The organism is Saccharibacillus sacchari DSM 19268 (genome assembly GCF_000585395.1).
In the GTDB taxonomy this organism is placed as follows: domain Bacteria; phylum Bacillota; class Bacilli; order Paenibacillales; family Paenibacillaceae; genus Saccharibacillus; species Saccharibacillus sacchari.
Window position 1 is genome coordinate 6,063,863 of the sequence record NZ_KK073875.1, and the last position, 11,375, is coordinate 6,075,237.

Genomic DNA, 11,375 nt, shown 5'->3' on the forward strand with positions numbered 1-11,375 from the left:
TGTTCCTCCCGTATCGTTTCTGAAAACTCTTTTACAAAGATAGCATACCCTTCGTCAGGCAGACAACGGCTTGCGCCGCGATTCCTTCGCCGCGTCCGGTAAAACCGAGCCATTCGGTCGTTGTCGCCTTTACGTTGATCCGGGATTCCTCAGCGCCCAAAGCGCCCGCGATCACAGTGACCATTTGCGGGATATACGGCGCCATTTTCGGCTTCTGCGCAATGATCGTCGCATCCAGATTGCCCAATGCATACCCGCGTTCTTGAGCCATTTTCCACACGTCTTCCAGCAGTTTCAGGCTGTCGGCGTCTTTGAAAGCCGCATCGGTATCCGGAAAATGACGGCCGATATCGCCCAGCGCCAATGCACCGAGAATGGCGTCGCTGATCGTATGCAGCAGCACGTCGGCGTCCGAGTGTCCCAGCAGTCCTTTTTCATGGGGAATGGTTACGCCGCCGATGATGCAAGGCCTGCCCTCCACCAGTTGGTGCACGTCGAAGCCTTGTCCGATTCTAATCATGCTTCTTTCTCCTTTCGAACGGCCCGAAGCAAAAATTCCGCATAGTCCAAATCTTCGGGTGTCGTGATTTTGATATTGGTATAGTCGCCTTGAGCCACGCTCACCGGGATGCCGATCCGCTCCGCCAGCATGGAGTCGTCGGTACCGAGAAAACCTTCGGACACCGCTTCTTCGTGCGCGCGCAGCAGCTCTTCCGTCCGGAACCCCTGAGGGGTCTGAATCGCCCACAGCGCGCTGCGGTCCGGCGTATCGACGATTGTGGTATCGTTAACGATCTTAATTGTATCTTTAACCGGAACCGCAAGCACTGCCGCGCCGCTGCGCTGCATTTCTTCGTAGCAGGCGCCGATATCTTCTTCCCTGATAAAAGGACGCACGCCGTCATGCACCATGACCCACGGCGAAGAAGCTTGCTTCAAGCCTTCATACACGGAATGTTGACGCTCGGATCCGCCCGCAACGACTGTTTTGACGAGCGGACAATCCGCTTCCCGAATGTATCGCTCGCAGCGCTCGACATCCGCGGCTCCGGTGACGACGATGATCTCCGCAGTCGCGCCGAATCGCCCGAACGTCTCGATTGCCCGCAGGAATAACGGTCGTCCGTCCAGTTCGAGAAACTGTTTGCTTTCTTTCGTCCCCATGCGCGAACCTCGCCCGGCCGCGACCACGATGACGCTCAAATTCCGTTCCATGACTTTCAGCCCCGCCTTTATGTCCGTTTCGCTGTTTTCGCGTCCCCTTATTATACTACAAGACGCCGAAGTCGTCTTCAAAGTCCTGTGCGATAGCTAAGCCTGGCGGCTTCGGGGGAATTCGTTTCGGTCGCGTGTTGAAATTGGGAAAGTTCGATTGAGTTTTAATAAGGTTTTTTCCCAATTTCAAAGGCGAACACTAAGCATATGCTTCCGAAGTGACTTTCTCCGAAAGTCTTCACCTACACTGAATTCTCCCTGCGCCTGGCGCTTTGCTAAGGCAAGGGTTTTGGAGACACTTTTGGAGTCTTCGCAAACGGGGTGGCTTTTTATTAGAAAAAAGAAGAAACGGAGGCTTCGGTTCCGTTTCGCTTTTTGGGGATCAAGTAATTGAGGCTCCCCCTTAACACCGCCCTGCCCCAAACAAACCAAAAGCTCCTCGCGGAACGCGGGAGCTTCATTGATCGATCCAAAACGACGGAACGCGAACCGACAAGTTCGCGCTTCGCTTTTTTAAAACCTAAAAATAATAAATCGAATCGTGTCCCACCAAACCTACCAGCGGAGTGAACTCGTTTTGAGCGACTTTTGGCTTTGATTTCCTTCCCCGAATCTTCTCCCCCGAACCCGGAAATCAAAACAAGCGAAGCGAAAAACGAGTTCACGCAGCGCCCAGGTACGGCAAACGGACAGTCACACCTGCCGTTCGATAAACACCTGATCCTGTAGTCGGCGCAGGCCTTCTTTGATCGTGCGGGCGCGGGCGCCGCCGATGCCGTCGACTTCGTCGAGTTGTTCCAGCTCGGCGCGCACGACTTGGCCCAGTTGGCCGAAATGTTCGGTGAGGTTGTTCACGATCACGTTCGGCAGACGAGGGATTTTGCTCAACACGCGATAGCCGCGCGGCATCAGCATTTCGTCGGTGACGGATACCGATGCCGGGTAGCCGAGCAGACGGACGATATGCGCGGTGTCCAGCAGTTCGTCGTCCGTGGAACGGCGAAGCGCAGTCAGGACGTCTTTGGCTTTATCGTCGTCCGTTTGGGCGATATAGTCTTTGATCAGCAGCATGACTTCGCGCTCGGTATTGCCGACCAACTCTTCCATTTGCATGGAGATCAATCGCCCCTCATTACCGAGTTCGCTGACGTAGCGCTGAATTTCCGTTTTGATGCGCAGCACCATTTCCACGCGGCGAATGACTCCGACCACTTCGGCCAGCGTGACCAATTCTTCGAATTCGGAAGCGGTCAGGTTGGTCAGCGCTTGCGTCAGCACGACCTTATAGCGTTCCAGCGTTTGGATCGCCTGATTCGCTTTGGTCAGGATTACGCCGATTTCTTTGAGGGTGTAACGCAGGTTGCCCAAATACAGCGTAATGATATTCCGACGCTGCGAAATGGATACGACCAGCTTGCCGGTTTGCTTGGCGACCCGTTCCGCCGTCCGGTGACGAATGCCCGTTTCCGACGAAGAAATCGCGGAGTCGGGAATCAGCTGGGTATTGGCATACAGGATGCGCTTAAGATCCTCGCTAAGGATGATCGCGCCGTCCATTTTGGCAAGTTCGTACAGATAGTTCGGCGAAAAATCGCAGTTGATGGAGAAGCCGCCGTCGACCACTTCCATCACCTCCGGGCTGTACCCGACAACCAGCAAAGCGCCGGTCTTCGCCCGAAGCACATTCTCAAGCCCGTCGCGGAAAGGTGCTCCCGGTGCGACGAGCTTGAGCAGTTCGTTCATTTTTATGGATTCCGATTCTTTCATTGGCTGCCTCCCCTTGCGTCGGCCGATGGACAACGCCCTACTCCAGCGCTGCTTTGAGCGCCTGCGAAACGGTCTCGACCCCGATTAATTGTATACCTTGAGGATGCTTCCATCCCTTTAAGCTTTTCTCAGGCAAAATTACCCGTTTGAAGCCCAACTTCAACGCTTCTTTCACGCGCTGCTCGGCTCGGGCCACGGCACGCACTTCGCCGGTCAGTCCGATTTCCCCGAACACCGCGTCGTAAGGACGCGTAGGCTTGTCCTGCATGCTCGACGCGATGCTGACCGCGACGGCCAGATCGACCGCGGGTTCGTCCAAGCGAACGCCGCCCGCCACGTTGACGTAAGCGTCCTGCGTCTGCATATATAATCCCATCCGTTTTTCCAACACCGCAATGATCAGGTTCAAACGGTTATAATCGATACCGGTTCCCATCCGCCGCGGCGAAGGAAAATGCGTGGTTGCAACCAAGGCTTGAAGCTCGACCAGTACGGGTCTTGTTCCTTCCATGCTGGCAACGACGGTTGTACCCGATACGCCCATCGCCCGCTCGGACAAGAACAATTCCGAAGGGTTGGTCACTTCGTCCAAACCATGCTCTCGCATTTCGAAGATCCCCATCTCGTTCGTCGAACCGAAACGGTTTTTAACCGCGCGCAGGATCCGATACGTATGATGACGCTCGCCTTCGAAATACAATACGCAGTCCACCATATGCTCCAGCATACGCGGGCCGGCGATCGCGCCTTCTTTGGTCACGTGACCGACCAGCACGATGGCGATTCCGCCGTTTTTGGCCAATCGCATAAAGCGGGCCGTACATTCGCGAACTTGCGACACGCTGCCCGGCGCGCTCGTGACATCCGGCTGATACACCGTCTGGATGGAGTCGATGACGAGAAAGTCCGGCGCGATTTGCTCGATCGACTGCTCGATCTGCTCCATATTGCTTTCGCAAAGCACATACAATTGCGGAGACAACGCGCCCAACCGCTCGGCCCGAAGCTTCGTCTGCTTGACCGACTCTTCCCCGGAAATGTACAGAACCTTGAGACCCGAGGCCGCTAGAGAATGCGAAGCTTGCAGCAGCAATGTGGATTTCCCGATCCCGGGATCTCCGCCGACCAGAATAAGCGAACCGGGCACGATGCCTCCGCCAAGCACCCGATTCAGTTCTCCGATTCGGGTATCCACGCGCGGCTCTTGTCCGCTCTCGATATCGACGATGGACATCGGCTTTTGCGTTCCTTGGAACAGAGAAGCGTTCATTCCGGTCATGCCCTGCGTTTTCACGCTGCTGACCGTCTCTTCCACCATGGAATTCCACGATTGGCATCCCGGGCATTTTCCGTACCATTTAGGCGACTCGTAGCCGCAATCGGTGCAATAAAACTTTGTTTTTGTTTTAGCCATGAATCTCCTCTCTCCCCGGTCTCCCGGCGATCCCGAACCATCCGTTCGCCTCCGGCCTACGGAAAGCTCTTCCTAAAAAGTTTATCATTTATCGGTTATAAAAGTAAGGGTCCAACCACCTGTCCGGACGGCCGTCAAGCAAAAAAATCCGGACTGCGGAAAGTGGATTCCGCGGTTCGGATTTGATGCGGCCGGCAGACCGGATGAGCGCGAAGCTTCGCCCGGCCCGGGCCTGATTGCGCAAGGCGACGCTTCTGCTAAAGCCGCCTGATTAATTTTCGGATTTTTCGATCGCTACGGCCGGTGTTTCTTCTTCCGCTTTGTCGACGGACAGCGCGCCGTCTTTCTCGTCGATCAGCAGGAAGTCTCCTTTGGCTACGCGGCCGGTCAGCAGCTCTTCGGACAAACGGTCCTCGATATGCTTTTGGATCGCGCGGCGCAGCGGACGGGCGCCGTAAGCCGGATCGTAGCCTTCTTTCGCCAAGAAGTTCTTCGCTTCGTCCGTCAGCTTGAAGTTCACGCCGTACTCGTTCAGGCGCTTGCGCAATTCTTCCGACATCAAAGTCACGATCTCGGCGATATGCTTCTCTTCAAGCGAATGGAACACGATCGTTTCGTCGATCCGGTTCAGGAACTCCGGACGGAAGCTCTTTTTAAGTTCATCCATGACTTTGCTCTTCATGCTCTTATATTCCGCTCCGCTATCGGCCGCAGCCGTGAAGCCAAGCGTCGAGTTGCGGCGAATCGCATCCGCGCCGACGTTCGACGTCAGAATGATCAGCGTATTGCGGAAATCGACCACGCGGCCTTTGGAATCGGTCAGGCGCCCGTCTTCAAGCACTTGAAGCAGGATGTTGAAGACTTCAGGGTGCGCTTTTTCGATCTCGTCCAGCAGCACGACGGAATACGGTTTGCGGCGTACCTTTTCGGTCAATTGACCGCCTTCTTCGTATCCGACGTATCCCGGAGGCGCTCCGACCAGACGGGAAGTCGAGTGTTTCTCCATGTACTCGGACATATCGATCCGGATAACCGCGTTTTCGTCGCCGAACATCGACTCCGCCAATGCTCGAGCCAACTCGGTTTTACCGACGCCGGTAGGGCCGAGGAAAATGAAGGAGCCCATCGGACGCTTCGGATCTTTCAGTCCCGCGCGGGCGCGGCGGATCGCGCGGCTGACCGCGACGACAGCTTCGTCCTGGCCGATCACCCGGTCATGCAGCAGGCTTTCCATATTCAGCAGACGATCCGTTTCTTCTTCCTTGAGCTTGTTGACCGGAATTCCGGTCCAGCTTCCTACCACGTCCGCAATATCCTCAGGCGTCACTTCGGAATCGGTCCGTCCCTGTTTCTCTTTCCATTGATTCCGGGTCGTTTCCAATTCTTCGCGAATCTTCTGCTCGGTATCGCGCAGCGCAGCCGCTTTTTCGAACTCTTGGCTTTGAACCGCAGAATCTTTTTCCTTGCGGATATCATCCAAACGGTTCTCAAGCTGTTTGAGGTTCGGCGGTACCGTATACGAGTTCAATCTTACTTTGGAACCCGCTTCGTCGATCAGGTCGATCGCTTTATCCGGCAGGAAGCGGTCCGTGATGTAACGGTCCGACAGCTTAACCGCTTGCTCGATCGCTTCATCCGTGATCTTCACGCGGTGATGCGCTTCGTAACGGTCGCGCAGACCGTGCAGGATTTGAATGGCTTCGTCAACCGAAGGCTGATCCACCGTGATCGGTTGGAAACGACGTTCCAACGCGGCATCTTTTTCGATATATTTGCGATACTCGTCCAGCGTGGTTGCCCCGATGCATTGCAATTCTCCGCGTGCCAGGGAAGGCTTGAGGATGTTGGAAGCATCGATCGCGCCTTCCGCGCCGCCCGCGCCGATCAGCGTATGCAGCTCATCGATAAACAGGATGACGTTGCCGGCTTGACGAATTTCGTCCATGATTTTTTTGAGACGATCTTCGAATTCGCCGCGGTACTTGGTACCGGCTACGACAGAACCCATATCGAGCGTCATGACGCGTTTTTCGCGCAGCGTTTCCGGAATTTCGTTATTGACTATCTTTTGGGCAAGACCTTCGGCGATCGCGGTTTTACCGACGCCCGGTTCGCCGATCAACACCGGATTGTTTTTCGTCCGGCGGCTGAGCACTTGAATAACGCGCTCGATCTCTTTGCTGCGGCCGATAACCGGGTCAATGTTGCCGTCTTTGGCATAGGCCGTCAGGTCGCGCGCCAGGCTGTCCAGCGTAGGCGTGCTCACGTTAGCTGGCGTACCGTGATGGCTGGACACCGCTTCGCTGCTGCCGAGCAGTTGCAGAACCTGTTGGCGTGCTTTGTTCAGGCTGATGCCCAGGTTATTCAGCACGCGTGCGGCTACGCCTTCGCCTTCGCGGATCAGGCCGAGCAGGATATGCTCTGTGCCGACGTAAGTATGGCCGAGCTTGCGTGCTTCGTCCATCGATAATTCGATAACCTTTTTCGCGCGAGGTGTATAGGCAATGTTAGTCGGTTGCTCTTGGCCGCGTCCGATCAGCGTCTCGACTTCGTTCTGAATTTGTTCCAGACCGAGACCCAGTCCGATCAGCGCCTTGGCTGCAATGCCTTCGCCTTCGCGAATCAGACCGAGCAGGATATGTTCCGTACCGATGTTGTTATGTCCGAGTCTCACCGCTTCTTCTTGGGCGAGAGCCAGAACTTTTTGCGCGCGTTCCGTAAATCTGCCAAACATCATATGCAAAGCACCTCCGCAAAGTAGTAAAAATCATCAGTTAAAACGTAGTTATTCTTTACTCTTAACCAGTTTGTCCCGGATCAATTGCGCCCGGTACATATCCTTCTCCGATGTGTTCATTGTAGCACCGAACGTTTTCTGAAGGAAATACGGCTGAGTTAAAATGGTAAGCTCGTTAAGCAGCGTTGTCGGAAGCCCGTCAATCCAGCCGAGATCCACGCCCAGACGAACATCAGACAGCCGCTGGGCAGCCTCTTTGCCGTCGATGATCGCTGCATGAGTCAGAATGCCGTAAGAACGCATTACCCGATCATACAGACGAATCTTCGATTCCCCGACAAGACGATTACGCGCCTGTCGTTCATATTCGATAATCTGGACTACAATTCCTTCCAGATTATCGACGATCTCTTGTTCGCTTTGCCCCAAAGTAATCTGATTCGAGATTTGGAACAGATTTCCCTGGGCCTCGCTGCCTTCTCCGTAAATCCCTCGGACGGTAAGCCCCACCTGCGAGACCGCGCTCAAAACGCGACCGATCTGATGAGTCATGACTAACGCCGGCATATGAATCATCACGGAAGCTCTCAGCCCCGTACCGACGTTGGTCGGACAACTGGTCAGATAGCCACGACGATCGTCGAAGGCATAATCGATATGCGCCTCCAATGAATCATCCACTTCAGTCGCTCGCTCCCAAGCTTGTCTGACCTGAAAACCCGGGTACAGGCACTGAATACGGATATGATCTTCTTCATTTACCATAATGCTCAGCGATTCGTCCTCACTCAGTACAACGGCCGCTTCCTGCGACTCGTTAGCCAACATAGGACTCACAAGCCGCTTCTCGACCAATACTTGACGATCAATCTCGCTCAGCTCATCCAGCGGCACAGATTGCGTCGGACCGAGATCATCCTTCGCTTGCTCGGCCGCTTCAATAACCAGCTGTCGCACCTGTCCCGCCTGCTCCTCGCTTGCCACAAGAGGAAAAGGAAGGGATCGAAGATTGCGAGCAATTCGAACCCGACTGCTAATCACGATATCGGAATCTTGTCCTTCTCCCCGCATCCAGGTACTCAGTGCATGTTCCGTAAACGCAAATTCAGACATGGATCGGCCCCCCTACCGCTGCGAACGCTGCAACTCAAGGTCGCGAATGCGATCTCTAAGCTGTGCAGCCGTTTCGAATTCCTGCTTTTCAATGCGCTCTTGCAGCTCCTGCTTAAGCGCATCAATCTCGCGTTGAACCTGAAGATCGGCACCGCCGCGTTTGGGTACTTTACCGACATGCACCGTCCCGCCGTGCACGCGTTTGAGCAACGGATCGATCTTGTCATCGAAATATTTATAACAAGAACTGCACCCAAAACGCCCTATCTTGCGAAACTGAGCGTACGTCATTCCACATTCCTCACAATGAAGCTGCTGAGCCAGAGGCGCTCCTCCGGTATGCGTTTTGCCCGCCATATCAAAATCCAAAAATCCCGAAAGCAGGTTATGGATCGAAAATCCGCCAGACGTTCCCGGAATCATCTCGCCTTTTTCTCTGGCGCATTGCTCGCAGATATGGAACTCGTTTTTTTCACCATTAATAATTTTCGTAAAATGCAGGGTTGCGGGCCGCTGCTGACATTCCTGACACAGCATTCGCCCCACCTCCTTCGCCTAAATGAACATCCCTTAATGCCCCATGAGCGCAATCAACATGGCCTTCATGATTCGCGCGCGCATCTCATCCCGGTAAGGCAGCTTAAGCAGTAACGTATCACGTATGATAGCGGATCGCATCAACGCAGCCTCGCGGCTCGTAATCAGGTCCGCTTCCTTCAGTCGGTAGATCAGACCTTCGGCCGCGGATTGAGTCATTTCGCTGCCAATCGTTTCATGCACATGGGCGTGAAGCTCGGAATGCGCAGGAAGCTCGATTCGCTGAATGCGGATATATCCGCCGCCGCCGCGTTTACTCTCTACCAAATATCCTTTTTCCAATGTAAAACGCGTACTGATGACATAATTGATCTGAGACGGTACGCAAGAAAAGCGATCAGCCAAATCATTGCGTTGAATCTCGATCATGCCACCCTGACTTTCCTGCAAAACGGTCTTTAAATAATGCTCGATGACATCGGAAATATTACGCATCGATTCACCCTCCACGATCTGCCTGAGCCGCCGCCCTTCTGCTATCCGAATGTGGAGCCTACTCTTAAAATAACCCTTCCGCAAAAAGGAAGAAACGTCTGGTTGTTTCGAGGCACCGTCTGTTTGCGGCGTGTCGCAGGGTAATATACTCCTAGTAAACCTGTTGACTTTGACTTTCTTTGACTTTTTAACTATTATAGCATATTTTTTTTAATTGCCAAGCTTTCGCACAAGAAGACACTAAAAAAGGCTACGGTCTCCCGCAGCCTTCGATTTCGTTAAAATCCGGTGTTGCCTTCAGCATGAATCTCTCCCTTTTTAAAGGTCGCAGCCGCAGCTCCCGAATTTTTGACTTGGTTGTCCGTAAAGTAAATATTGCCGATATTGCCGTCTCCCCATACGCCTATTCCTGCGTTGGCAGAATTAGAAATAATATTGCGGGTAAAACGGACTTCATCAATACTTCCTTGATCGGCGAAGACCAATACGTTCGGATGATCATCCGTCGGCCGGGTCCCCGTTTTGATAATCTGATTTTCGTTCACCGTTACCTGCTTGACGTCACGGGTATTCCAATGTTTCTCGACTGCGATATAAATCCCGGCCATCTCGGTATTATTGATTTTGTTTTTCTCGATCGTCACTTCGCTGCCGCCCACTACCGAAATTCCGCGAGCTTTGGAAGAGTAACCGACCGTGTTGTTGCGGATCACAATATCGCGGGTAAGCGCCGGGTCTTTGTGATAACTCACTACTGCGATGCCGTCGTCTCCGGTCTGTTTAACCGTATTATTTTCTACCGTGATTCCTTTGCTCCCGTCCGTTAGATGAATGCCGTCCGCTTTGGTATTCTTGATCAAGTTTCCGGATATGGTTCCTCCGCTTGCTTCATCGCGTACCAGGATTCCTGCCGTACCGGCTCCCACAATTCTTACGTTGCGGATCGAAAAGTCCGAAGCTCCCAACACCGTGATGCTGTTTTTGGAATCCGCTCCGTCACGTTCTCCCGTATTGGCATAAACATGGGTCAAATCCTGCAAAGCCGGGCTTTTCCCTTTGAGATTGATCGAACCGCTCGCCGGATTGGTCGAAGTCAAAACGGATCGTTCCGCTCCTGCTCCGACGATTCGAACGCCAGTTACGTTCAGAACGCCGCTCAACAAAAAATTGCCTGAAGGCACGTATAACGTTTTTCCCTGGTTTCGAGCGGCTTTGATGGCTTTGTTGAACGCCGCCAACGAATCTTTTTTCCCGTTTCCGACTGCGCCGTAAGCCGTTACGGATATGGAATTTGCAGGTTTGGCACTTTGAACGGAAGCTGCCGAAGCTGTCCCGCTTCCGTAAAGCTTGCTCAACACTCCCGGATATCCTTCGACCGACTGCCAAGCGATCGCACTGACTACGCCCAACGCCAAAATAGGCATCAAGCGCTTTTGCCTCATCTTAAATTGCTTTTTCTCCATTGGTATCCTTCACTCCCAGTCTTTATCTTTTTACGTGTATATAAAACGGATTCGAACCGCTTCAAACTAAATTGTTAATAAATTGTGAGTAAAGTGATAAAAATGCAGCAGGTATCGAAAAAATAACGCAGGTACGGTAAAAACGGCTGGAAGGTCGGTGGATAACTTGAGGCGATTCAGATTTTGTGGAAAAGATGTGTGTAATATGCAAAGATCTTGAATAACATTTCAACCGATTCGTTTAGTTATACCGGACTGTGGAAGGTTTGTGGAAAAGATAAATTTCAATAACTGAATAAAATCTTTATAACAAGAAAGAGCCTTACCGGTTAAGGTAAGGCTCTTTCTATTGGCTTGGCAGCTTCCTACTCTCCCGGGACCCTGCGGTCCAAGTACCATCGGCGTTAGAGGGCTTAACGGTCGTGTTCGAGATGGGAACGTGTGGAACCCCTCTGCCATCACCACCAAACCATTTTGTAGTTGAAGCTCAACTACGTTCAAGGTTTGCACCTTGAAAACTGGATCCGAAACGATCTCTTCGCGTCTGTTCGAAGTTGTTTTCTGACGAAAACGTTGGATAAGCCCTCGACCGATTAGTACTGGTCAGCTCCACACATTGCTGCGCGTCCACCTC

At 53.1% G+C, this 11,375-nt stretch carries 9 protein-coding genes and 1 rRNA gene; all 10 read right to left on the reverse strand.

Annotated features, from left to right (window positions below; translation table 11 throughout):
- Window positions 1-31: 31 nt before the first annotated feature.
- The gene (ispF, locus tag SACSAC_RS26575; protein ID WP_037291630.1) at window positions 32-520 is read right to left on the reverse strand and encodes a 2-C-methyl-D-erythritol 2,4-cyclodiphosphate synthase; all 489 of its coding nucleotides are present in this window, start codon (window positions 518-520) and stop codon (window positions 32-34) included.
- Window positions 517-1,215 (reverse strand): 2-C-methyl-D-erythritol 4-phosphate cytidylyltransferase, encoded by a 699-nt coding sequence (ispD, locus tag SACSAC_RS26580; RefSeq protein WP_037291632.1) that lies wholly within the window; start codon window positions 1,213-1,215, stop codon window positions 517-519. Before ispD ends, ispF begins: the two co-directional genes overlap by 4 nt.
- Before the next feature lie 693 nt (window positions 1,216-1,908).
- On the reverse strand, window positions 1,909-2,982 hold the full coding sequence (gene disA / locus SACSAC_RS26590; RefSeq protein ID WP_037291638.1) for a DNA integrity scanning diadenylate cyclase DisA: 1,074 nt from the start codon (window positions 2,980-2,982) through the stop codon (window positions 1,909-1,911).
- A gap of 37 nt (window positions 2,983-3,019) precedes the next feature.
- Window positions 3,020-4,396 carry a DNA repair protein RadA gene (gene radA, locus SACSAC_RS26595; protein WP_037291642.1) on the reverse strand — a complete coding sequence of 459 codons (1,377 nt, stop codon included), beginning with the start codon at window positions 4,394-4,396 and terminating at the stop codon, window positions 3,020-3,022.
- 271 nt (window positions 4,397-4,667) lie between these two features.
- Complete coding sequence (gene clpC, locus SACSAC_RS26600) at window positions 4,668-7,133, reverse strand: ATP-dependent protease ATP-binding subunit ClpC (protein ID WP_037291645.1); 2,466 nt, start codon at window positions 7,131-7,133, stop codon at window positions 4,668-4,670.
- Between the two features lie 48 nt (window positions 7,134-7,181).
- Window positions 7,182-8,246: a protein arginine kinase gene (mcsB, locus tag SACSAC_RS26605; protein ID WP_037291646.1), complete on the reverse strand. Its 1,065-nt coding sequence runs from the start codon at window positions 8,244-8,246 to the stop codon at window positions 7,182-7,184.
- Window positions 8,247-8,258: 12 nt separating this feature from the next.
- Entirely contained in the window at window positions 8,259-8,783 is a 525-nt protein-coding gene (mcsA, locus tag SACSAC_RS26610; RefSeq protein ID WP_037291648.1) for a protein-arginine kinase activator protein McsA, read from the reverse strand.
- Window positions 8,784-8,816: 33 nt separating this feature from the next.
- Window positions 8,817-9,278 (reverse strand): CtsR family transcriptional regulator, encoded by a 462-nt coding sequence (locus tag SACSAC_RS26615; protein ID WP_037291650.1) that lies wholly within the window; start codon window positions 9,276-9,278, stop codon window positions 8,817-8,819.
- A gap of 278 nt (window positions 9,279-9,556) precedes the next feature.
- Window positions 9,557-10,741 carry a right-handed parallel beta-helix repeat-containing protein gene (locus tag SACSAC_RS26620; protein WP_245608708.1) on the reverse strand — a complete coding sequence of 395 codons (1,185 nt, stop codon included), beginning with the start codon at window positions 10,739-10,741 and terminating at the stop codon, window positions 9,557-9,559.
- A gap of 352 nt (window positions 10,742-11,093) precedes the next feature.
- Window positions 11,094-11,210 (reverse strand): 5S ribosomal RNA (gene rrf, locus SACSAC_RS26625).
- Between the last annotated feature and the right edge of the window lie 165 nt (window positions 11,211-11,375).